Raw genomic sequence first — 22,974 nt, 5'->3', positions numbered from 1 at the left:
GCGTCCGCACTCGCCGCAGCGGGGCAGTGTGCACGCGGCCACAGGTCCTTACGGGTGTCGGCGAGGCCGTACGGCGAGCCTTTCACTGGATGCCTCACTGGACGCTTCACCGTAGGCGTGACCTGCCCGGCCGACGCGTGACGGATGGTCCTGACCTTCCGGTCTTGCCTGGCGCCCATGCTCTTCCCGGGATGTGCCGCGCCTCCGGGCGGGCGGTGTTCGGCACTGGGAACGGTCGGTTGGACTCTCCTTGCGGCGGGCCGACGGAGCGTGCGTCAGCGCCGACGGCCCCTGGTCCCGGCTCACGGTGCCACGGGCCGGCGTGTCTCGACTGACCTCCGGCTACGGCGGGGCCGGTTCCGGGGCGAACGGTTGCTGACCGGCGCCACGCACCGTCTCGGTCCGAGCTCGGCCGGCTGCCTGTCAGCCAGGGAAGGTCCGTCGACGCCCCGCACCGACTGGAGTTGGAAGACGGATTCTCCGACGGCGCCGACCTCGACATGGCATGGCCACCACGAGCCAGATCGACGCCGTGCCGACCGATATCGGCGCCTGATCTCACCCGCGACGGGGGAGGCCGTCGCCGTCCGGCACGACGAAGTTGTGAGATACACAGACGCGAGACCGTGCCGGGACGCCGACGCCCGGGGCGCGTCGGCCGGAAAGGAGCACTGGTCATGCGACGCTATCCGCCGATCGCGGACCACGGGCTGATCGGAGACCTGCAGACCGCCGCGCTGGTCGCCTCCGACGGAACTGTCGACTGGCTGTGCGCGCCCAGGTTCGACTCTCCCAGCGTGTTCGCCTCCCTCCTCGACCACGACCGCGGCGGGCACTTCGCCGTCTGCGCAGACAGCAACCGGCCCCCCGTTCAGCTGTACTTGCAGGACACCGCGCTGCTGGTGACCCGCTTCCTCACGGAGCAGGGCGTCGGCGAGGTGATCGACTTCATGCCCGTGGAGCAGCCCGAGCAGCCGGCACGCCGGCATCGGCTGGTCAGAATCCTGCGGGTGACCCGTGGCCGGGTCCGCTTCTCGTTGGAATGCCACCCACGCTTCGATTACGGCCGTGCCGGGCACCGCCTCGACCTGGCGGAGGACGTGATCCGCTTCGACTCGGCCGCGGGCCGGGCCGCGCTGCAGACCGCAGGCCCGGTGGCCTGGAGCCGGGAGGGCGATGACGTCCACGGCGAAGTGTCCCTGGGACAAGACGAGTTGGCAGCGGTCGTACTGACCGTCGGGGACCTCGACGACACACCCCCGCCGCCACTGACGCTGCCGGATGGCCTTCGTCCAGCAGTACGAGGACACCACCCTGGATGCCTCCTTGCTGCTCATGCCGTCCGTCGGATTCATCTCGCCCAGGGACCCGCGCTGGCTGTCCACCCTGGAGGCGATGGAGCGGGAACTCGTGTCCGACAGCCTGGTCTACCGCTACGACCCGGAGGCGTCCCCGGACGGCCTGCGGGGCAGCGAGGGCACCTTCTCGCTCTGCAGCTTCCTGTACGTCGACGCCCTCGCGCAGTCCGGACAACTCGGGCCGGCCAGATACGCCTTCGACAAGATGCTGACCTACGCCAACCACGCCGGCCTGTTCGCCGAGGAGATCGGCCCGACCGGGGAGCAGCTCGGAAACTTCCCGCAGGCCTTCACCCACCTGGCACTGATCACGGCCGCCCTTTCGCTCGACCACCACATGGACGCCGTCCGCTGAGTCGGCGCGGGACCTGTGGCGCAAGGGGCCTGAGGGACAGCGCGCGCATGCTGAGAAACACTGGGATCCTGAGGAGAAGAGCGCTGCCCATGACCTGACGGACCGTGGGGGTGACCGATGTGTCCGGCACCGAGGACAAGGGGGCGGGACCGACCAGTCCGTGCGCCGATCCCCTGGGAGACCCCTTCCTGCCCGCGAGTTTCGCCGTGCCCACGCGGCCTGCCACCTTTCTCCGGCGGGACAGGCTGGTCCAGCACCTCGACCAGGCTCTCCTGACGCCGTTGACGATGGTCAACGGAGCCGCCGGCGCGGGCAAGACGCTGCTGGTCGCCGACTGGGCCGCGGGGCTGGACCGGCCTGTCGCCTGGCTCACCACCGACGCGGCGGACCAGGGGCCCGGGATGTTCTGGGCGTATCTGATGCAGGCCCTGCACGCCTCTGGCACACCGGTGCCCGCGTCGGTCGGGCGTCCCTCGGACACGCACCGCGTGGACCACACGCTGCTCGCCCGACTTGCCGCCGATCTGAGCACCCGCGATCGTCCTGTGATCGTCGTGCTCGACGAGTACGACCGTGTGTCCGCACCGGAGATCGCCGATCAACTGGAATTCGTCCTGCACCACGCGGGTGCGGGCCTGCGTCTGATCCTGGTCACCCGCACCGAACCGCTGCTGCCCCTGCACCGCTACCGGACCGTCGGCGCCATGACGGAGATCAGGGGAGCGGAGCTCGCCTTCACTCCCGAGGAAGCGGCGACGCTGGTGGCCCGGCACGGGTTGCGCCTCGGCGTCACCGCGGTGCACGCGCTCGTCGAGCGCACCCGCGGATGGGCCGCCGGCCTGCGCCTGTGCGTCCTGGCCGCGCTCGACAGCCCGGACCCCGAGCTCTACCTGAAGGAGTTCGAAGCGGACCGCAGCACGGTGGCCGACTTCCTGCTGGCGGAGGTGCTCAAGCGGCAGAGCGCCCAGACGCAGGACCTGCTGCTGCGGGTGAGCGTCATGGAGCGCTTCTGCCCCGATCTGGCGAACGCACTGACGGGGCGCACCGATGCCGAGCCGCTGCTGGCCGGGCTGCACCGCGCGAACGCGTTCGTCGAGCACCTGGGGCACGCCTGGTACCGGCTCCACCCGCTGTTCGGGGAGATCCTGCACGCACACCTGCGGGTGCGTGCTCCCGGACTGGAGCCCGAACTCCACCGGCGGGCGGCACGGTGGCTGCGCCACTCCGGGTTCCTCTCGGAGATGCTCGCGCACGGCGCGGCCGCCGGCGACTGGGAGTTCACCGCCGGTGCCCTGGTCGAGGATCTCGCGATCGGTCAGCTCTTCACGGGCCTGCGTTCCACCGACCTGGCCGAGCTGATTTCCCGGATGGGCCCCGAGGCCGAGAGCCCCGCCACAAGCCTGGTCCGCGCGGCCCGTGAGCTGTCCCGGAGCGACCTCGACCGTGGCTTGCCCCATCTGCACCACGCCGAGGAGAGCCTGGCCGCGGACGCGCCCGGAGCTGCGGCGGCCCAGCTGAGCTGCGCGCTACTGGAAGTCCTGGCGGCCCGGCTGACCGGATCGCCGGGACGTGCGGAGCAGGCCGCGGAAGCGGCCCGGCAGCTGCGCAAGGAGGTTCCCGCGCACCTTCTGGACAAGCATCCCGAGCTCAACGCGCTCATGCAGACCCATCTGGGCTCGGCACGGCTGTGGGCCGGGCGCTTCGAGGACGCACGAGCCGCCCTGGCCACGGTGGCCGACACGGCCGGTGGAGCGGCCACGGCCCTCCCGCGCGAGGAGTCCCTGGGGCACCTGGCGTTGATCGACTACCTGAACGGCTGGCCCGGCAGGGCGGAGCGCAAGGCCCTGGCGGCGATGAACGAGACGGAGCGGCTCAGCCGGGACCCGCCGTCCGGCTCCGGTATCGATCGGATGGTCCTTGCCGCGGTGGCCGTGGACCGCAACGAGCTCACGCAGGCCCAGTCCCTCCTCGACGCCGCGGCCGACTCGCCCCCGGCGCTGCGGGACCCGGTGACCGAGGCGGGCCGGGCGATCGCCACAGCGCGGCTGCTGCTGGCCCGCGGCCACACACAGGCCGCTCTGGAAGCGGCGGAACCGGCAGTCCCGGCGGATGTCGTCTCACCCTGGGCGGAGGGCCAGACGGCTCTCGTCGCCTCAGCCGTACACCTGGCCGAAGGCCGACCGGAAGCCGCCGCCAGGATCCTGCAGGCGGTGCCCGACGGCCACCCGGCGTGCGTCGTCGGGGCCGCGCGGGCCCAACTCGCCGCGGGGCGAGCGGACATAGCGATGGATCTGCTCGACGGTGCGCACCCCGAGGGCGTCGGCCCCGCGGTGACCGTCCGGGCGGCGCTCGTGAGGGCGCGGGCCGCCGATGCGGCAGGGGACTCCGCCACCGCGCGCAGACACGTCGGCCAGGCTCTCCTCGAGGCCCGGCGCGAGCAGCTGCGGCGTCCCTTCCTCGAAGCCGGCCCCTGGCTGCGGCCCCTGCTGAGCACGGAACCCCTGCGCGGGCTGGGCGCCGGCTGGCTGACCCCGGGCCCCTCACCCGCCCAGGCGCAGCCGTGGGCACCGGTCGTGGAGGAGCTGAGCGGACGCGAGCGCGATGTCCTGCAACGGCTGGCCCATATGATGTCGACCGAGGACATCGCCGCTGATCTGTACGTGTCGGTGAACACCGTGAAGACGCACCTCAAGAGCGTCTACCGCAAACTCGCGGTGAACCGGCGCAATGACGCGGTCCGCCGGGCCCGCGAGTTGCGGCTGCTGTGACCGCACCTCGGTGAGGAGCGGCTCGCCCGTGACGGGTGAGGCGCCCGGCGGTCGGTTCGGATGGCATGGAAGCGGCGGCAGGCCCAGGCCGGCCGCTGCCCGGCCGATTCCGCCGGCATCCCGGGCCGACTCGGCGAGGGAGACACCGTGACCCACTGGCGGCCTCTGATCGTCCTGGGTACCGCCCAGTTCCTGATGGTCCTGGACACCTCCGTCATGAACGTCTCCATCAGCCAGCTGGTCGAGGACTTCGACACCGAGGTCACCGCCATCCAGGCCGTCATCACGCTGTACGCACTGGTCATGGCGGCGTTCATGATCACCGGCGGCAGGCTCGGAGACATCCTCGGACGACGTCGCCTGTTTCTCCTGGGGCTCGTCGTCTACGGCACCGGATCGGCCCTGACCGCCGTCGCGCCCACCCTGTGGGTGCTCGCGCTGGGCTGGTCGGTCATCGAAGGACTGGGCGCTGCGATGGTGCTGCCCGCCATGGCGGCCCTCGTCGCCGAGTCCTACCGAGGCAGGGACCGGGCCGTGGCCTACGGCGTCATCGGGGGACTGGCCGGCGCGGGGATCGCGGTCGGCCCGCTGCTCGGCGGCTGGGTGACGACGTATCTCACCTGGCGGCTGGTCTTCGCCGGCGAGGTCGTCGTCGTCGCGGCCATGCTGTGCTGCCACCGGGTGATCACACAAGCGCCCCGGACCGGCCCGCGTACCCGGCTGGACGGGGTCGGCGCCGCACTGTCGGCGGCCGGGCTGGCGCTGGGTGTATTCGGTGTGCTGCAGAGCAGCTCCTGGGGATGGGTGCAGCCACGCAACCCGCCCTTCACCGTGCTGGGATTCGCGCCGACGCTGTTCGTCATCGGCGCCGGAGCGGCCGTACTCGCCGTCCTCGCCCACTGGGAGCGGCGACGCGAGGCGCACGGCACCGAGCCGCTGGTGCATCTGGCTCTGCTGCACAAGCCCGCACTGCGGGCCGGTCTGATGTCGTTGCTGAGCCAGAACCTCATCCTGCTGGGACTGTTCTTCGCCATCCCGCTGTATCTGCAGGTGGTTCAGGGATTCGACGCCTTCGAGACGGGTCTGCGGCTACTGCCGGTGTCCGCCACCATGCTCGCGGCCTCCCTGATCGCCGCCCGGCTGGGGCGGCTGGCGGGACCGCGCCGGGTGGTCCGGCTGGCCCTGGTGACCCTCGCCGCGGCCATCGTGTGGCTGCTGGCCACCATCGATCCGGTCATCGACGACGCGCAGTTCGCCGGGGCGATGGCTCTGCTCGGCGTGGGGATGGGTCTGCTCGCCTCGCAGCTGGGCAATGTCGTTCAGTCCAGCGTCGGCGAGGAGGAACGCAGCGAGGCCGGCGGACTGCAGTTCACGGCCCAGCAGCTGGGCTCCGCGCTGGGCACCGCGCTCATCGGATCGCTGCTCATCGGAGCCCTGGCACACGCCTTCACCGCGCAGGTGGAGAACGACCCACGGCTGTCGGAGGAGGCACGGCGGCAGACCGGCATCGCCCTCAATGCCGGCATCTCCTTCGTCCCCACCGAGCAGGCGCGTTCGGCGGCCGAACGCGCCGGGCTGCCGCCGCCCGAGGTGGACGCCCTCGTGGAGTCCTACGCGTCGGCTCAACTCGACGGCCTGAAAGCGGCGATCCTCGCCACCGGGGGAATCACCCTCGCGAGCTTCCTCGTCACGCCGCATCTCCCGACCCGGCCCGCGCAGGCGGGGAAGGCGACACCGGCCGACGCGACGAGCCCGCCCCGCTGACTCGAGGAGGCCGCGATGTCCAGGACCGGGCATGTCGCGCACAGCAGTGCCGGGCGCCGGGCCCGCGCCGACTACACCGGCGGCGTCTACGGCTCGATGCTCGCCGCCTCTGTGGTCGTCGGGGCCGGCGGCACCCTGGACCACTTTCCCCGCGTGGAACTGGTGCTGCTGCTGTTGCTCACGGGGGTGGCGTTCTGGATCGCGCACGTGCATGCCCAGCTCTTCGGCGCGCGTCTGGCACAGCGGCGACTGGACCGCCGTACCGTGCTGGACGTGTGCCGTGAGGAGTGGCCGATCGTCAACGCGGTCGTCCCGCCCGCCACCGCTGTGGCCGTCAGCCCTCTGCTCGGCCTCGATGTTCCCGGTGCACTCTGGCTGGCGGTCTCCGTGGCCGTCGCCGGGCAGGTGGGCTGGTCGGTGGCTGCGGCGCGACGGGCCGATGCCTCTCGTCGTCTGATGGCCACCACCGCCTCGGTGAATCTGCTGCTCGGTCTGCTGATCATCTCGTTCAAGATCTACCTGACCCACTGATCGAACCCGGCCGCGGCGAAGCCGGCACTTCACCTGCGCCGGGTGAGGGCGGGCGTCGCGATGACGCGGAGGATCGCAGGTGAGGACGGACTCCGCCCATCCCAGGCCTCCGCGGGAGGGCAGCTCATGCGCTACGAGATCCGCGTCGAAGGACATGTGTCGGAGACGCTGGCCAAGGCCTTTCCGGAGCTGGACCATGTGGTGATGTCCGGTCAGACCGTCCTGTTCGGTCCCGTCGTCGACGAGGCGCAGTTGTACGGTCTGCTGGCCCGCTGCCAGTCGCTGGGGCTGCGGGTCGTGGAGATGCGCCAGCTGCCGGAGTGACCCTCACAGGCTCTGCGTACGCACCCGCCCGGAGCGGGCCGCGGCGCCGAGCGCCTCGAAGTCGCGCTCGTTCCGGTCGGCGTAGGCCTGGGCGAATCCGGTGAGGGCGCGGTCGAAGCGGTCGCTCCCGCCGAGGTAGGCGGCGATGGCGACGGGGTCACCGGAGCGGGCGTGGGCCCGCGCAAGGCTGCCTCCGCACAACTGCCCGAACTGGCGCAGCAGATAGGGGTCCATGGTCTCCGGTCGCGCGATGCCCTTCCAGTCCCGCAGCTGCCGTACGTAGAAGTCCCGGCCGCGCCCGTCGAGGCCCACGACGTGCGTCCAGCCCAGGAAGATGTCGCTGGTCGTCTGGATCAGCCGCTGTCCGGTCACCACGCGGCGGCCCTGGTTGTCGTAGGCGGCACCGCCCGTGTGGGCGGCGAGCACCGACTCCTGCGCCTCTTTGGCCTGCAGCAGCAAGGGATCGTCGTCGTCCCGGCCGAGCAGGAGCAGGACCCAGCACCGCGTGCCGACACTGCCGACGCCCACCACCTTCCGGGCCATGTCGACCAGGCGGTAGTGGCGCAGCAGGTGCCGGCGCTCGGACGACAGGGTGTGCGCGTAGTCCTCCAGGAGGCCCTGGAGTTCCTTCTCCTGCGCGTCGTCCGAGGGGTCGGTCAACAGGTCCTGGAGCGGGGTGATCAGCGGCGGGTCCGGTGCGATCCGGCGGCCCTCCTCGGTGATCCGGGTGAGTTTGCCGACGGCTTGGAGGTAGGTGCGGGTACGGGCTCGTGCGGTCGCCTCGGCGGTGCGGCGCCGGGCCTGCTTGCTCATCGACTCCGCCATCAGCTCCCCCATCCGGTCGGCGTCGTCCTGCGCATACCAGATGTCCAGGGTGCGCATACCGGCGAACTCCCGGATGCGCTGCCGATAGGCGCGCACGCAGGTCAGGACCGCTTCGTCCTGCTCCCCGACCGAGAATCCGTTGGCCCGGCCGGCGATCGCGAAGCTGGCCGCCAGCCGTTTGACGTCCCACTCGAAGGGCCCGGGCAGGGTCTCGTCGAAGTCGTTGATGTCGAACACGAGACGGCGCTCGGGCGAGGCCAGCAGCCGGAAGTTCAGCAGGTGCGCGTCGCCGCAGAGTTGGACCGTCAGCCCGCTGTTCGGGAGAGGGCCGAGGTCCGCCGCCATGATCGCTGCCGCTCCCCGATAGAAGCGGAACGGGGACTCGAGCATGCGGCCGTACCGGATCGGGACCAACTCCGGCACACGCGCGGCCGATTGGCGCTCGATCACCTCGATCGGGTCGGGGCACTCCGGTCCCGTCTCGAACCACTCCTGGCGCGAACGAGGGGCGCGCTTGCGCGCGTTCCTGCCGTACGCCGCTCTGTCGGCGGGGGACAGGGAGGCCGTGAAGTCGCTGGATGTGGTCATGGCTCTACCTCCGGGAGGAGCAGCCCGCCGCCGGCCGTCCGGGCATCGTCGCGCGTACGTCCCTCCCACCCACCTCATCGCCCCGGTGGTGTGCCCGGATCACCCGCCGCGGGTGACCCGGCCGCCTGCGCAGGGCGGGACGCTGGCCGGTGAGGTCTCCGTACGCCGCCCCGCCGGCGGTCCGGGAGCGATCCGCCCGATCACGCGAGGAGGAGCCATGACCGTGCCGCGTGGTCCGGCACCGCGCCCCGGACCGGAGCACATACCGGGCGGGGCGGTCCCCGGACCGACGGGTGACCCCGCGGAAGCGCTCGCGGCGCTCGGACGCTCCTGGACGTGGCCCCTCGGCTCGGCGATCGCCACGGTCGTGCCGGGCATCCTGATCCTGGTCTGGCCGGACGAAACCCTGCACGTCCTGGCGGTCCTGATCGGCCTGTATCTGCTCGTGATGGCGGCCTTCCGGTTCGTCGAGGCCTTCGCCCGCGAAGAGCCGGGCGAACGCGTGACCCGGCTACTCCACGCCCTGCTGTACGTCCTGGCGGGAGTGCTCTGCCTGAGGAACCCGCTGCAGACCATCGCCGCGCTCTCGCTGATCGTCGGGGTCGTCTGGCTGGTGTCCGGCATCCTCACCCTCCACACGGCCATCGCCGCCCGAGACCTGCCGCACCGGGGCTTCGTCGTCGGCGTCGCGGTGATCGGCATCGTCGCGGGGATCGTGGTGCTGGCCCTGCCGTCCGAGTCGGCGCGTGCGCTGACCCGGCTGCTCGGTCTCTGGCTCGTCCTGCTCGGCCTCGCCGAGGCGGCGGTCGCCTTCGCCTGGCGGGCCGCACTGCGCAGGGCGGGCGTCCCGGTGGCCGGTGGTTCCGCCGGAACTCCATAGCCCTCGGGGGGAGACAGGACCCGGGAGGATCCATGGCCCCGGACAAGACCCCCGACGCGCCCCACTCCGGCGGAACCGGCCACACCCTGAGCCCGGAGGAGCGCGCCGAGTACGAGCGGCTGCGCCGGGCCGCGACCGTACGGCACCGGCGGGCGCGCAAGGCGGGCGCCGCGGTCCTGTTCGTGCTGACCCTCCTGCTCGCGCCGCTGGCCGTCGTCGCGGCCTGGGTCGACGACGAGGTCTCCGACACCGGTCGGTACGTGAAGACCGTCGCCCCGCTGGCATCCGACCCGGCCGTCCAGAAGGTCGTGACCGACCGGCTGACCAAACGCGTGGTCGCTCAGGTGGACGTCGAGGCGGTGGCCGCCGCGCTGTCGAAGACGCTGGCCGACGCCGGGGCGCCACCTCGGGTGGTGGAGGCGTCGCAGTACCTCGCCGGTCCGCTGCGCGCCGCCGTGACGACCGTCGTGCACAACAACGTCGAGCGCGTGATCACCAGCGACGCGTTCCGGCAGGCCTGGGAGACCTCCAACCGAGAGGCGCACGCCGCCGTGGTGAACGTACTCACCGGAGAGCGCGAGGGCGCGCTGCGGGCCACGGGCGACACCGTCCAGCTGGACATCGGCACCGTGGTCGACCAAGTACGGCAGCGGCTGGTCGACCAGGGCTTCGACAAGGCCGCCGCCATCCCGGACGTCGACCGCACCGTCACGCTGTTCCACACCGAGGAACTGAGCCAGGCACAGGACGCGATGCGCCTGCTGGACATCATGGGCACCTGGCTGCCCGTGCTGACCGTCGCCCTGGCCGCCCTCGCCGTGTGGACCGCTCCCGCCCACCGCGTGATGCTGATGATCACGGCCGTCGGCATCGGCGTGATGATGGTGGCGCTGCTCGTCGCGCTGGCTGTCGTACGGCGGGTCTACCTGGACTCGGTCCCTCCGGCGACGCTGCCGACCGACGCCGCCGCGGCGATCTTCGACACCTTCCTCCGCTTCCTGCGCGACAGCGCCCGCACGCTCCTCGTCGTCGCCGTGATCACGGCCCTGGCCGCCTACATGTACGGTCCGGGCCGGGTGGCCCGCGGTGTACGGAGCCTGGCCCGGCGGGGCGCCACAGCGGCCGGGCGGGCGCTGAGCGGCACCCCCGTGGTGCGCACCGGTTCGACGGGGCGCTGGCTGGACGCGCACCGGTCGTGGACCGGCGGCGCCGTCATCGGGGCGGGCGCCGTGGCGCTCCTGCTCTGGAATCACCCCACGGTCGGTGTGGTGGTGCTCGTTCTCGTCCTGGTCCTGGTGGTGCTGGCCGTCATCGAGGTGCTCGCTGCGACCGGCGTGGCCGACGGCGAACCGGGCCGAGCGGAAGCAGGACCGTGACGACCTCACGCTCACCCGCTTCGGGTGAGGCCACCTGATCCTTGCCGTGGGCACGCTGAAAACCGAACGGCTGCCGGGCGAGCGCCCTGGACGGAGAACGGCTTCCGGGGGAGCGCCCTCGACGGAGGAGAGACATGAGCGCACAGACGTACCTCGCGTACGACTATCCGCTGTTGAGCGCCTTCTGGACCATCTTCGTGGTCTTCCTGTGGATCCTGTGGTTCGTCCTGCTCTTCCGGGTCATCGTCGACATCTTCCGTGACGACGACCTGAGCGGCGGGGCCAAGGCCGGCTGGCTGGTGTTCTGCATCGTCCTGCCCTTCCTCGGTGTCTTCGTCTACGTGGTCGCCCGCGGCAAGAACATGGGGCACCGCGAGGTGGCGCAGGCGCGTGCGCAGCAGGAGGCCTTCGACAAGTACGTCCGGGAGACCGCCGGCGCCGGCGAACACCGGCCCACCAGCGCGGACGAACTCGCCAAGCTGTCGGAGATCCGTGCCCGCGGTGACATCACGGACGAGGAGTTCAGCAGGGCGAAGGAACTGGTTCTGAGTGACTACGGACCCCCGTCACCCCCCTCCGGCCGCTGAGCGCGCCGGACCACACGGAATCGAGGCAGCAGGATGACCGCCACACACCCCGCACACCCGCGGACGGCCGGCCAGGCATGGGCCGGCGGCCTGACCGTCTTCGCAGCCGTCATGCTCATGATTGGAGGCGTCCTCGACATCCTGCGAGGCATCGCCGCGATCGCCGAGGACGACGTCTTCGTCACGACCCAGGACTACGTCTTCGAGTTCGACCTCACCAGCTGGGGCTGGATCCACCTGGCCCTCGGCGCGGTCGCCGTCCTCATCGGCTTCGGTCTGTTCCAGGCCGCGATGTGGGCACGCGTCGCGGGCGTGGCCATCGCCGGGCTGGTCCTCATCGCCAACTTCCTCTCCCTGCCGTACTACCCGGTCTGGTCGGTCGTGATGATCGCGATCTCCGGCTTCATCATCTGGGCCCTCTGCGTGTCTCGTGACGACCGGTCCGCTGCAAGGGCCGAGGGATCGCCCCGGCAGACCTGACGACGTGGCCACACCGGCTGGTCGATCGACCCGCGCTGCAACGGGCCCTCGCAACTGGTGTCCAACTCCGCTGCGGTTCGGCAGCCCCGAAGGGGCGCGGGGAACTGCGCGACCAGCCACAACGGTCCCGCGGCCGAAAGACGGCCGATCGCTGCACTTCCCGCGGAGCGCTCAGCGTGCGACACCCAGCACGAGCGCCGCGACGGCCAGCGCCAGGAAGCCGCCCGGAAACGCGATCGTGGCATACACGCGGGCCCGGACATGCGCGGCCACGGCGCCCACGAAGAACAACACGAGCCCCGTGGCGGCGGCGATCCCGATGCCCGGGACCCCGAGCAGACCGAGGAGCAGACCGGTGGCTCCCGCGGCCTTGAGCGCACCGAGCCACGGAAGCCACGACTGCGGGACGCCCACCGCGGCCGAGTTCGCCAACACGAATCGGGCCCTCGCGAAATCGGCGCCCGCGATCGCGGCGTTGGCCAGGATCGTGACGACGGTGATGAACACGTAGGCGGTGACCATGTGGTCTCGCCCTCCCTTCGGTGCCTTCCCTTCGACCGGGCTCGCTGAACAGCCTCGTCGCGCCGCACGGCGACGTCCAATACCTGCGTCTATAACCTGACGGAATGGATGTGGACACCCGGCTGCTGCGCTCCTTCGTCGCCGTCGCGGAGGAGGGCACCCTCACCCGCGCCGCGGAACGCCTCTATGTCTCCCAACCGGCGCTCACCAAACAGATCAAGCAACTCGAAACCCAGCTGGGCGTACGGCTGTTCACACGCTCTCGCACCGGCATGACCCTCACGGCGTCGGGCCGTGCCCTGGCCGAGCGGACGCCCGCCCTGCTGGCCGTGTGGGACCAGGTGTCGCGGGAGACCAAGAGCACCGCCAGCCGGGCGGACCGCGTGCTGCGCGTCGGCTTCCTCGCCAGCGCCGCCAACGAGGCGACCCCACGCATCGTCGCGGAGTTCTCCCACCGCCGCCCCGGCTGGCGCGCGGACATGCGCCAGGCCTCCTGGTCCGACCCGAGCGGCGGCCTCGCCGACGGAGAGGTCGACGTGGCCCTGGTACGGCTTCCCTTCCCGGGCCAGGACACACTCCGCACGGAGCCGCTCTTCACCGAACCGCGCTGGGTAGCCCTGCCCGCGGATCACCCCCTCGCCGCCCACGACGAGATCCGCTTCCAGCACCTGTGGGACGAGCCGTTCGTCGCCGCACCGGCCGAGACCGGCCGGTGGCGTGAGTACTGGCTGGCCATGGACGAACGCCAGGGCCACCCCGTCCGCATCGGCGCCGTCACCGACCTGCCCGACGACTGGCTGAACGCCATCGCCAACGGCTACGGCGTAGCCCTCGCCCCCGCATCCGCCGCCCGCTTCTATGCCCGCCCCGGCATCGTCTACCGCCCCGTCAGCGGCATCGGCCCCAGCCAGGTGGCCGTCGCCTGGGCGCCCGCCGACGACACCCATCCGGCCGTCCAGGACTTCGTCCACTGCTGCCTGGAGTACGGCGTCGCGGACTGACCTCTTCATGGCGCCGCCATCCGCACCCCAAGGCGGGGCAACGCCCCGGCAGTGAGCCAATATTGCAGGTCACGGCTTGGCCAGTCCCTTTCAACTACGACGAGAACGACGGCCAGTTCGACCATGTGGCCCCGCCGACCTCACCCGCGGACACGGCGGACGAGTTCGTCCAAGGGCTGCCGATCGGCGGCGGCTTCCGCGTCCCGGCCATCGTCATCTCGCCCTGGACCGTGGGTGGTTGGGTGGCCTCGGAGACGTTCGACCGCACCTCGGCGCTACGGTTCCTGGAGCGCTTCACGGGAGTCGAGGAGCCGAACATCACCGACTGGCGACGCGCCACCTTCGGCGACTTCACCTCAGCGTTCCGTTTCTCGGATGCCTGCCCCCGTCCGCCCCGGTTGCCCGACGACACCGCCGAGCAGCTGGAGAAGGCGAAGGAAGAGGTGGCGACCCTGCCGAAGCCGACGCTGCCGGGCGCGGACCAGATGTTCCCGCACTAGGAACGGGGGCGCCGACCGCACGTCTGAGCCGGACCGGGGCCGTGGGCATTGCTCACGGCCCCGGTCGCTCTACTTAAGCCTTGCCTTATATAAGTCGGCGATGGCATAGTCGCTCCTGTGCACGCCTTCGATGTCCTTGGGGATCCGGTCAGGCGCCGGATATTGGAGCTGCTCGCATCCGGTGAGCAGGCGTCGGGCGAGATCAGTGCCGTGATCCGGGACGAGTTCGGGATCTCCCAGCCGGCCGTCTCGCAGCACCTGCGGGTCCTGCGGGAGAGCGGCTTCGCGTCCGTGCGCGCGGAAGGCACCCGGCGGCTGTACGCCGTCGACGCCGCGCCGCTGCGCGAGGTGGACGCCTGGCTGGAGAGGTTCCGGGGGTTCTGGGAGCAGCGGCTCGACGCGCTCGGGACGGAACTCGCGCGGGGCAAGCGCGATCGCAGGCTGAGAGAGGAAGGAAGGGGAGTGAGCGGGGATGAGTGACATCGTCGACGAGATCAACCGTCGCCACCGTAAGGTCGGCGTCCGCGAGGTCGAGGCGGGCGAGGCGAAGACGGTGCTCCTGCGGCGGAGCTTCGACGCCGACATTGCCGACGTGTGGAACGCGGTGACCTCGCCCGAGCGGATCAGCCGCTGGTTCCTGCCGGTCAGTGGCGAGTTCAAGCTCGGCGGTCGCTACCAGCTGGAGGGCAACGCAGGCGGCGAGATCCTCGAGTGCACCGAGCCGACCCGGCTGCGCGTGAGCTGGCTGTACGGGCCTGACTCCGGCTGCAGCGAGGTCGAGGTGCGACTCACGCCGGAGGGCGAGGACCGTACGGTGTTGGAGCTCGAGCATGTGGCCGTGGTGCCGGACGACTTCTGGGGCCAGTTCGGGCCTGGTGCGGTGGGGATCGGCTGGGACCTGGGACTCCTCGGTCTCGCCAGGCATCTGGCGGGCGGCGAGATCGGCAGGGAGGAAGCGGAGGCCTGGAGCAAGTCGCCCGAGGGGAAGGAGTTCGCGACGCGCTCGGGCGAGGAGTGGGGTGCCGCGTATGCCGCCTCCGGTGCGGACGCGCAGATCGTGGCCTCCACGACGGCGGCGACGATCGCGGCCTACACGGCAGCGTAGGAGTCGCCAGGTGCCGCGGCCGCCGGGAACCCCGTGCCGTCGGACTACCAGGCAAACCTGCAGCGCTTCGCGGACCTGGGCGTCGACTCTCCCCGAGCTTCGGCTGCACCGTCATCAAGAACGGCAGCACCGCAGCCCCGACGCTCGGTTCCCGCACGGCGTCCTGACACCCGCACCCCGGCGCGGCGGCCCCGGCCGCCGGGCTCAGTTGCCGCGCAGGGTCCGCTTGGCGAGCTGATACGCCGGGAGCATCTCCTCGTGTTCCTCGGTGTCCAGGCCTCCGAGATGCACGACGACCGGTCCGTCGGATGTGACGACGGCGAGGGCGCGTTCCTTCTTGGTCTCGTCCAGGAGTTCGCTGGTGTAGAGGTACTCCACCTCGACACCGTCGAGGACGCCCGTCTTGAACGTCCGGTACGTCTCCTTGCTCGCGCCAGGCTCGGCCTCGACGAATGCCTCCAGGACGGCGCGCGCGTCGTCCTTGGCCGGTTCGCCGGTCCAGACGCGGAGGTAGCCGATGTTCCCCGCGGGCTTGGCGTCGATCTCGCAGGTGAGGGCGACCGGGCCCTGACGGAGGAGCGTGTCGGCGATGTCCCCGGCAGGACCGCCCTCCACGGTCTCGGCCTTCCACTTCTCGGCGATGTCGAAGGTGACCGGGAGCTCGCAGGAGGAGCCCTCGGCGCCGATGGTGCCACCCTTGGCGGCAACCGTCCCTTCAGCGCTCGCCGAAGCCGACGCCGAAGCCCGCTTGTCCTCCGGCGCCTCCGGCGCGGCCTGCGAACACCCCGTCAGCACCCCCGTCACCACCCCCGCCAGCAACGCCACATGCACCGCACCACGCCCCGCGATCCCCGCCCTGACCTGCATCGAAACCCCTCCCCAGTGATCCAGGCGGGACACTGTATCGGAGGCACGCCGGCGATGCTCGCGGACGTCACACGGTCTGGTCCTGGACGACAGCGGGCCTTCCCCGGCGGAGGAACTCGCGCGGTGACAGCCCGCCGGACAGGCACCACAGCGCGATGACGGGATCGCAGATGGCGCACCCCAGCGACGAATCGTGCAGGAAGGGGATCAGGGGGCTGCCCTTGATGTGGTGGATGACGTCCCACACCGTGTGCAGCAGCCAGCCGATGCCGATGAACGTCCACGAGTCCAGGCCGCGGAAGGCGACGTAGGTGACGAGCGCGGTGAAGGCGAACTCCCACCCGCCCAGACCTCCGGTACCGAGGTAGGCGGCACCGGCTCCGGCGACCATGACCGCGTTGAAGCGGCGTCGGTGCGGTTCGCGGATGAGGGACATGAGCAGGGCGCACAGGACGCCGATGCAGATCGGTGCGATGACGTGCATGCGTGTGCCTTTTCCTGGGACCTGACGGTACGTCGGCCGCGCGGCGGGACGGCTCACACGCTAGGTCCGTACCGGGTCGCGCCCCAGGGGGATTACCGACACCTTCCGACGGGATGCCGCCACCACACAGCGAAGCCCATTGAAGTCAGGTGATTTGCCTAAAGGTATTAGGCAAGTGCATACTGAGTTTTGGCGAACGGGAGGACGGTTATGGCACGAGTGGGGCTGACAACAGAACGCCTGATCCGAGCAGGCGCGGAACTGGCCGACGAGGTCGGCTTCGATCAGGTGACCGTCTCCGAGCTCGCCCGTCGGTTCGACGTCAAGGTCGCGAGTCTGTACTCGCATGTGAAGAACTCCCAGGACCTCAAGACCCGGATCGCCCTGCTCGCGCTGGAGGAACTGGCCGACCTGTCCGCCGACGCGGTCGCCGGGCGGGCCGGCAAGGACGCCCTGACCGCGTTCGCGAACGTCTACCGCGACTACGCCCACGAGCACCCCGGCCGGGCCGCGGCCGCCCGGATGAGGCTCGACCCCGAGACGGCGGCCGCCAGCGCCGGCGTCCGGCACGCCCGGATGACACGGGCGATCCTGCGCGGCTACGACCTGGCGGAACCCGAAGAGACCCACGCCGTGCGGCTGCTGGGCAGCGTCTTCCACGGCTACGCGAGCCTCGAAGGCGCGGGCGGTTTCAGCCACAGCGCCCCCGACAGTGAGGAGTCCTGGGCGCGGGTCCTGGACGCCCTCGACACCCTGCTGCACAACTGGCCCGCCCGCCCCACCCCTTGATCGACAGGCTGAGGACATGAACACCGAGCACGACTGGATCACCACCCCCGTCACCGCCGGGCTCCTGCGCGGCGCCCTCGACGTGGAGCGCACCGAACACGGGGTACTGCCGCACCGGCTGCCCGCGTGGGCCCGCGCCCAGAGCACCGACGCCCAGCTGGCCATGGCCGAGTCCCAGCCCTCCGGCGTACGGCTGGTCTTCCGTACCCGCGCCACCGCGATCGAGCTGGACACGCTGCCCACCAAACGGGCCTACGTGGGCGCACCGCCCCGCCCGGACGGGGTGTACGACCTCATCGTCGACGGCCGTCCGGCCGGGCAGGCAAGCGTCACGGGCGGCAACACCGTGACCATCGACATGACCGCGGGCACCGCCGAGATACAGCCCGGCCCACCCGGAACCATCCGCTTCACCGGCCTGCCCGAGCGCGACAAGGACGTCGAGATCTGGCTGCCGCACAACGAGACCACCGAAGTCCTGGCCCTGCGCACCGACGCCCCCGTCGAGCCCGCGCGGGACCCGGGCCGCAGGGTGTGGCTCCACCACGGCAGCTCCATCAGCCACGGTTCCGACGCGGCCAGTCCCACCACGACCTGGCCCGCGCTGGCCGCCGGCCTCGGCGGCGTGGAGCTGATCAACCTGGGCCTGGGGGGCGGCGCCCTGCTCGACCCGTTCACCGCCCGCACGATGCGCGACACCCCCGCCGACCTGATCAGCGTCAAGATCGGCATCAACCTGGTCAACGCCGACCTGATGCGCCTGCGCGCCTTCGGTCCCGCGGTCCACGGCTTCCTCGACACCCTCCGCGAGGGCCACCCGACCGCGCCCCTGCTGGTCGTCTCGCCCATCCTGTGCCCCATCCACGAGGACACGCCGGGCCCCGCCTTCCCCGACTTCAGTGAGATCAGCGAGGGGCGGCTGCGGTTCGGGGCCCTGGGCGATCCGGCGGAACGCGCGAGCGGGAAGCTGACGCTGCGCGTGATCCGCGAGGAGCTGGCCCGCATCGTGGCGCAACGGTCGGCGGACGACCCGAACCTGCACTACCTCGACGGCCGCGAACTCTACGGCGAGGCCGACTACGCCGAACTGCCGCTCCCCGACGAACTCCACCCGGACGCCGCCACCCACCGCCGTATGGGCGAACGCTTCGCCGCACGCGCCTTCACCGCCGACGGCCCCTTCGCGGACGACGGCTCCTGAGACCGGTAGCCGGCCGGGCGCTCCGACGTGCCGGTGTGATCGGACCGTCGTGTCTCCGCAGAGCCACGAGACATGCTCAACCGGCTCATACGGGACTCGCGCAAGGAAGGACACGGAACCGACGAAGCCCCTCGGCCGATGGCGTGCTGAGTGAGCAAGAGGCGATGGACTGGCGGGCGTTACACGTTCAAGCACCGCATCCAGCAACTGCGCGCAGCAGCCCTGCTGCCGTCTCCGAGGAACAGTCAAGATCTGTGGATCGGCGTGTCACGCGGCTTGAACATCACGTCCTGATTCGCGGGTCGTTCGACGTGTATGGTCCAGAGATGGACGCCACTGCTTCACCCCGCGTCCTCGTCATCGGACTTGACCCGTATCGGGTGCCGGGACCGTGGGATCCCGAGCCGGTGGCCAAGGCGATCGAGGCGGGGCTGACCAAGTTCGCCGAACATGACGTCGGCGTCGAGATCTGCCTGATCGGCCTCGATGGAAGTGACGACGTGGAAGCGATCGTCGGGAGTGCGCTGCAAGCCCATCCGTGGGAGTGCGTCACCGTCGGCGGCGGCCTGCGGCACTCGGACGAGCAAGTTGAACTCCTCGAGCAGGTAATCAACCTGGTTCGGCGGCACGCACCCAATGCGGCCATCGCGTTCAACAGCACCCCAGCCACTACCTACGAGGCCGCCGCCCGTTGGATCGAGTGACGACAGCACATTGCGCGGCTCGAGCGTCACAGGACCGACGGAGCCGGACTGGTGCGATGCGGCCGAGTGGGCAACAGGGCCCGGGAGACTGAACGGGGCGGCACCCGATTGGTGCCACCGCCCCGCCAGCCAGAAAGGCTACGACTCGCTCCGCGGGAGTCCGAGGAGGTGGTCGACGAAGCTCTTGTAGGCATCGGCCTTCCGGTAGTCCGATTTGAGCTTCTCTTCCCTGTTCAGCAGGTCGGAGGCGAGCTCGGTCTTCATCAGGAAGTCGCGCAGGTGCTGTCCGCCGATCCAGCGGCCGAGATCTTTGGTGGCGGAGGCCTTGTCGCTGAAGGCCCCCATCTTGTCTTCCTGCTGCATGTTCTGCAGAGCTGCCGCTGCGGCCTTGAACTGAGGCTGGCCGGGGCGGGGGGTGCCCCGCTGGTCGTAGTCCCCGCTGACGGCGGCAATGCTGTCGATATCCGGCTGCTTGACCCCGGCGCCGGCGTACAGCGATTGCCGGAACGCCTTGCTCTGCTCCATGCCGATGCTCTCGTACATGATGGTCTTGCCGGCCGACAGCGCCTCGGAGGTGCTCTGGTTGCCGGTCGTCATCACGATCGGCTCGCTCGCCTTGATCAGCGTCAGCATGTCGTCGTGCGGGACGCGGTCGGTCATGATCCAGTGCATCGTCTTGCCGGCGCCGCCGGTTTCGTGGACTGTGACCGTCGGGGCAGGTTTCTGGGAGGACACCTCCACCAGCCGGACCTTGGCCACCCCGAGCCCCGCGAGGTCGTCCTTCACGGTGCCATCGAGCGTCGGCATCTGCGTGGGCGAGGACTGGACGACGTGCACGTCGTTGTTCTTGCCGCTCTCGACCTCGGCCACGGTGAGCGCGAACCGCATCGCGCTCTTGTTGGAGTAGGCGAAGTACAGCCGGGAAGTGGCGGCGGCGGCATAGTCCTTCGCCGCCTGCTCCTGGTCCTCCGGGAAGAGTGCGGTCAGGAGATCTTTGGACTTCAGCGCCTGGAGGTTCTCCAGCCGGGCGGCCCGCTTGTTCTCCTCGCCCGCAATGCTGTCCTGGTTCTGCTTGTAGGCCCGCAGGCCGGCGTCGAAGGTGATGCCGACCTCTCCCTCACCGAGTCCGGTGGTGTAGCCGGTCCCGGCGGCGTCCGGCGGTAGCGACTCCTTCTTGGAGTACTCGGTCATCGCGGAGACCGTGCTGCCCCATTGGTTGACGCTCTTCTGGAAGTTCTTGGTAGCGGCCAGCTGCGGAGCGACGACCGCGTGGGTGGGGCCCTTGCCGCGAGTGAGTGGTGGAGCGATGGGGGTGGCGCCGTCGAGCACCGTGAATGGGTGGCCGGAGCCCTCGAAGACGCCCGGCTGTTTCTTGTGCGCTGCCTCGGCGGTCAGCAGTGCGATGTCGTTCTGGTTCGCATCGGTCCGCGGGAAGTTCTCGCGCAGGGCGTCGGCGGTCTTGACGCCGAGCATCAGGTCGCCCTTGCCCTGGGCCTCATGGGTGAAGACCGCGATGGGTGCGCGGCCGGTCCACTCCAGGCAGCTGTAGAGCTGGTCGATGAGGTGCGGCATGACTTTGTTCTTGTTGGTGATCTTCACAGATCCGGCCATCTGCTGGAACACCGCGTCGTTCAACTGGCTTGCGGCCCGTCGGCGCAGGTATTTGTGCGGAGCGGCTCGCTCCTTCTCCAGTTCGTCCCGGGCCTGCGCGGAGTTCGCCGCGAAGTCCTCCACCGAGATCTGATCGGCGACCCCCTTCTCCCGCTCCTCGACCGGCGCCGGCGGCTCGGTGATGGGGGCGTGCGCTGCCAGGGCCGGCGCCGAGGCCGGGGGGATCTGCTGCTGGGTGGCCGCGGAGCTCGGCTGCTGCCCAGCCCTGGTGAGCCCGGCCGGTTTGAGCCTGGGCACCGGCCGCGGGCGGCGGGCCGGGGCGGTCGCGGCCGAGGTGGTGGACGCCGGAGCAACCCCCGAAGCCGACGTGGCCCCGGGCTGTTGCGGCGGCAGGAGACCCAGTGCCGACGCGAGGCCGCTGAGGCTGTCATAGGGCGTCGCGCCGGTGCGTGCCGCATCGACCGCACTCCACTTCGGCGCCGACCCCGGGATCTGCTCCTTCAACTCCCTTATCGCCTGAGGGGTGTTGTAGCCGCTCAGGCCGCCCTGGAAGACCCGCTGCACGGGGAGCGACGACGCGGAGTCCCCACCGCCCGACGCTGGGGGCGCGTCGGCGCCCGAGAGGCGGCCCTGCGGGGAGGGGCCGCTCATCACCCGACGGGCGTTGGCCTCCGCCTCCCGCTCGAACCGGTCGGAAGGGTCCGACATCCGCAGACCCTCACCGTTGTCAGTGGCAGCGACCGGCCCTTGCCGCTGCTGGATGACATGCGTCAGCTCGTGCGCCAGGGTGTGCTTGTCGGCGCCGTCCTCGCCGACGACCACATGGCTGCCCGAGGTGTAAGCGCGGGCACCGACTTCGGCGGCGGAGGCCTTCGCGGCGCCGTCGGTGTGGATGCGGACGTCGGAGAAGTCCGCCCCGAGGCGGGATTCCATGTCGGTGCGGGTGGCATCGTCCAGGGGCCGGCCGAGGGCGCGCAGGACGTTGTGGACGGCGGAGCGCTGTACGGCGGGGGGTGCGGTGCTCTGGTGGCCGCAACTGTCGCTGTGCTGGTGCTCCTCGTGGGCCCGATGATGGCCGACCTGGTGGAGCATCTGGACCACGGCTGCGTTACCCACCGTGCTCTGCAGCGCGAGCAGTCCCTGCGGCGATGACGCGCCCCGTCGCTGCGTGGCGGCCGACGCTCCTGTCGTTGAGGCGGGGCCCCGGTCCGGCTTCCTCTGGTTGCCCGATCTGTCGTTGCCCTGCGTCCGCACTGAGTACTCATCCCCCACGGTTAACGTCGCGACCTTTCTTGATACATGCGGGTGACGGTGTACGACCAGGGCTGCGGGGGCAGACTTTGGCGCCCGATCGGGCAATGACCGGGCACGCGGGAAGGGGGGCAGACGTCATGCCTCATCCCGAGACGGTCTCGTCTTGCTCGACAAGCCACCGTTGGTGGCTGCGGTCGAGCAGGACCAGGAGAACGGTGACGCCGATGCAGTCAGTGCTTTGGGGATCACGATCTCCCCCGGCTGCCAACATGGCGGCGGCGCCGGTGTTGGAGTGGGGGCGAGCCCTTGGCCGTCATCGAGCCCGCCACGTCCGCACCCACTCCCAACGTCGTGTGGACCCCGCCGTGCACGGCCTCACCCTGAACGGTGCTCGCTTCGGTCACCAGCGGCGCTGAACGGCAGGCGGGGCGCTCCGTCGGGGGCGCGTCAAGCCTCTCCTGGCTGCGCTCCCTGCGTTCCCGACAGCGCGTGATGGCGCCGAGTTCCACGAGTACCGGCTTGAGCAGCAAGTCCGGGGCGAGCGCATGGGCAGGCCCGGCGCCGAGCATGAGGGGTACCGCCACCACGCCACGCAGCCCGTCGCCTGTCGCGAACTGGTGGAGCGATGTGCGAGAAGTTCCACCGAGAACAGCAGAGCGACCGGCGGCCATCCCGCGACGAGCACCGGCTTCCAGGCGAGTGTGGGTGCCGCCGAGACGTTTGCCGCAAGGGACACTCCGATGCCGAGCAGAAACGCCATCCATACCATTGCGCATGCCCGAACGACCGGCATGCCGGGCAGGCTTCAACGGCCCCACCGTCGCCAAGAGCAAATGGCCATCTACAGACAGAGGCCACAGTGCGGCGCTCGTCGCGTCCGCGTCTGCGCGGGAGCTCGAAGGCTCGGGCGTATCAAGAGGTCACCGCGGAATGGGCTCGCCCCACCAACCTCAACGAGTGGCCGAGGTGATGGGTGTCGGCAACGGCTCAATGTGAGACCACTTCCACCGGATGAATTGTGGCCCTCCTTGGCGGCCTGACTCGTTGAGTCAGGCCGGGAGGATGGGTGATCAGCGTGGAGGACTGGGCGGAGATCCGCC

19 protein-coding genes and 2 pseudogenes are annotated in these 22,974 nt (G+C 70.6%); 16 read left to right on the top strand and 5 right to left on the bottom strand.

What is annotated here, in order from left to right; all coding sequences use genetic code 11:
- The first annotated feature begins 677 nt into the window (after positions 1-677).
- The 5 genes and pseudogenes from AB0I98_RS40615 (at position 678) to AB0I98_RS40595 (ending at position 7,100) form a co-directional block, all read left to right on the top strand.
- Positions 678-1,713 (top strand): annotated as a pseudogene (locus AB0I98_RS40615) (trehalase-like domain-containing protein).
- Between the two features lie 110 nt (positions 1,714-1,823).
- Complete coding sequence (locus AB0I98_RS40610) at positions 1,824-4,481, top strand: LuxR C-terminal-related transcriptional regulator (RefSeq protein ID WP_362950689.1); 2,658 nt, start codon at positions 1,824-1,826, stop codon at positions 4,479-4,481.
- Between the two features lie 147 nt (positions 4,482-4,628).
- Positions 4,629-6,245 (top strand): MFS transporter, encoded by a 1,617-nt coding sequence (locus AB0I98_RS40605; protein WP_362950737.1) that lies wholly within the window; start codon positions 4,629-4,631, stop codon positions 6,243-6,245.
- A 15-nt stretch (positions 6,246-6,260) separates the two neighbouring features.
- The gene (locus tag AB0I98_RS40600) at positions 6,261-6,776 is read left to right on the top strand and encodes a hypothetical protein (protein ID WP_362950688.1); all 516 of its coding nucleotides are present in this window, start codon (positions 6,261-6,263) and stop codon (positions 6,774-6,776) included.
- 126 nt (positions 6,777-6,902) lie between these two features.
- The gene (locus tag AB0I98_RS40595; RefSeq protein WP_155056339.1) at positions 6,903-7,100 is read left to right on the top strand and encodes a hypothetical protein; all 198 of its coding nucleotides are present in this window, start codon (positions 6,903-6,905) and stop codon (positions 7,098-7,100) included.
- A 3-nt stretch (positions 7,101-7,103) separates the two neighbouring features.
- Here the strand turns inward: AB0I98_RS40595 and AB0I98_RS40590 are convergent, their stop codons facing one another.
- The gene (locus tag AB0I98_RS40590; RefSeq protein WP_362950686.1) at positions 7,104-8,513 is read right to left on the bottom strand and encodes a DUF2252 domain-containing protein; all 1,410 of its coding nucleotides are present in this window, start codon (positions 8,511-8,513) and stop codon (positions 7,104-7,106) included.
- Between the two features lie 217 nt (positions 8,514-8,730).
- Between AB0I98_RS40590 and AB0I98_RS40585 the strand changes: the two genes are divergently transcribed.
- The 4 genes from AB0I98_RS40585 to AB0I98_RS40570 all read left to right on the top strand — a co-directional run bounded on the left by AB0I98_RS40585 (position 8,731) and on the right by AB0I98_RS40570 (position 11,836).
- Entirely contained in the window at positions 8,731-9,393 is a 663-nt protein-coding gene (locus AB0I98_RS40585) for a DUF308 domain-containing protein (RefSeq protein ID WP_362950684.1), read from the top strand.
- A 32-nt stretch (positions 9,394-9,425) separates the two neighbouring features.
- On the top strand, positions 9,426-10,769 hold the full coding sequence (locus AB0I98_RS40580) for a hypothetical protein (RefSeq protein WP_362950682.1): 1,344 nt from the start codon (positions 9,426-9,428) through the stop codon (positions 10,767-10,769).
- Between the two features lie 134 nt (positions 10,770-10,903).
- The gene (locus AB0I98_RS40575; RefSeq protein WP_362950680.1) at positions 10,904-11,356 is read left to right on the top strand and encodes an SHOCT domain-containing protein; all 453 of its coding nucleotides are present in this window, start codon (positions 10,904-10,906) and stop codon (positions 11,354-11,356) included.
- A 33-nt stretch (positions 11,357-11,389) separates the two neighbouring features.
- Entirely contained in the window at positions 11,390-11,836 is a 447-nt protein-coding gene (locus AB0I98_RS40570; protein WP_362950678.1) for a hypothetical protein, read from the top strand.
- Between the two features lie 171 nt (positions 11,837-12,007).
- Here AB0I98_RS40570 and AB0I98_RS40565 read toward each other — a convergent pair whose 3' ends face one another.
- A complete protein-coding gene (locus AB0I98_RS40565) occupies positions 12,008-12,358 on the bottom strand; it encodes a DoxX family protein (protein WP_362950676.1) in 351 nt (116 codons plus the stop codon).
- A 104-nt stretch (positions 12,359-12,462) separates the two neighbouring features.
- On the opposite strand from AB0I98_RS40565, the gene AB0I98_RS40560 reads away from it, so the two are divergent.
- From AB0I98_RS40560 to AB0I98_RS40545, 4 genes and pseudogenes are all read left to right on the top strand, one after another.
- Entirely contained in the window at positions 12,463-13,359 is an 897-nt protein-coding gene (locus AB0I98_RS40560; protein ID WP_362950674.1) for a LysR family transcriptional regulator, read from the top strand.
- Positions 13,360-13,451: 92 nt separating this feature from the next.
- Positions 13,452-13,859 (top strand): annotated as a pseudogene (locus AB0I98_RS40555) (alkaline phosphatase family protein); the annotation flags it as partial.
- Positions 13,860-13,976: 117 nt separating this feature from the next.
- The gene (locus AB0I98_RS40550) at positions 13,977-14,339 is read left to right on the top strand and encodes a metalloregulator ArsR/SmtB family transcription factor (protein WP_362950673.1); all 363 of its coding nucleotides are present in this window, start codon (positions 13,977-13,979) and stop codon (positions 14,337-14,339) included.
- Positions 14,332-14,964, top strand: coding sequence for an SRPBCC family protein (locus AB0I98_RS40545; protein ID WP_362950671.1), 633 nt, complete (start codon positions 14,332-14,334; stop codon positions 14,962-14,964). Before AB0I98_RS40550 ends, AB0I98_RS40545 begins: the two co-directional genes overlap by 8 nt.
- Before the next feature lie 204 nt (positions 14,965-15,168).
- Here the strand turns inward: AB0I98_RS40545 and AB0I98_RS40540 are convergent, their stop codons facing one another.
- Together AB0I98_RS40540 and AB0I98_RS40535 are read right to left on the bottom strand one after the other, a co-directional pair.
- On the bottom strand, positions 15,169-15,831 hold the full coding sequence (locus AB0I98_RS40540; protein WP_362950670.1) for a lipoprotein: 663 nt from the start codon (positions 15,829-15,831) through the stop codon (positions 15,169-15,171).
- A gap of 67 nt (positions 15,832-15,898) precedes the next feature.
- The gene (locus AB0I98_RS40535; protein ID WP_362950668.1) at positions 15,899-16,315 is read right to left on the bottom strand and encodes a DUF6010 family protein; all 417 of its coding nucleotides are present in this window, start codon (positions 16,313-16,315) and stop codon (positions 15,899-15,901) included.
- Positions 16,316-16,525: 210 nt separating this feature from the next.
- Here AB0I98_RS40535 and AB0I98_RS40530 point away from each other — a divergent pair, with 210 nt between their 5' ends.
- The 3 genes from AB0I98_RS40530 (at position 16,526) to AB0I98_RS40520 (ending at position 19,009) form a co-directional block, all read left to right on the top strand.
- Positions 16,526-17,104: a TetR/AcrR family transcriptional regulator gene (locus AB0I98_RS40530; RefSeq protein ID WP_362950666.1), complete on the top strand. Its 579-nt coding sequence runs from the start codon at positions 16,526-16,528 to the stop codon at positions 17,102-17,104.
- A 16-nt stretch (positions 17,105-17,120) separates the two neighbouring features.
- Entirely contained in the window at positions 17,121-18,305 is a 1,185-nt protein-coding gene (locus tag AB0I98_RS40525; RefSeq protein ID WP_362950665.1) for a GDSL-type esterase/lipase family protein, read from the top strand.
- A 326-nt stretch (positions 18,306-18,631) separates the two neighbouring features.
- The gene (locus AB0I98_RS40520) at positions 18,632-19,009 is read left to right on the top strand and encodes a hypothetical protein (RefSeq protein WP_362950663.1); all 378 of its coding nucleotides are present in this window, start codon (positions 18,632-18,634) and stop codon (positions 19,007-19,009) included.
- Between the two features lie 138 nt (positions 19,010-19,147).
- Here the strand turns inward: AB0I98_RS40520 and AB0I98_RS40515 are convergent, their stop codons facing one another.
- Positions 19,148-21,712: a DUF4157 domain-containing protein gene (locus tag AB0I98_RS40515; RefSeq protein WP_362950735.1), complete on the bottom strand. Its 2,565-nt coding sequence runs from the start codon at positions 21,710-21,712 to the stop codon at positions 19,148-19,150.
- Between the last annotated feature and the right edge of the window lie 1,262 nt (positions 21,713-22,974).

Origin of the sequence: Streptomyces sp. NPDC050211 (assembly GCF_040656035.1) — a bacterium.
In the GTDB taxonomy this organism is placed as follows: Bacteria; Actinomycetota; Actinomycetes; order Streptomycetales; family Streptomycetaceae; genus Streptomyces.
The sequence above is the reverse complement of the archived record's forward strand: the minus strand, read 5'-3'. Positions and strand labels throughout refer to the sequence as shown.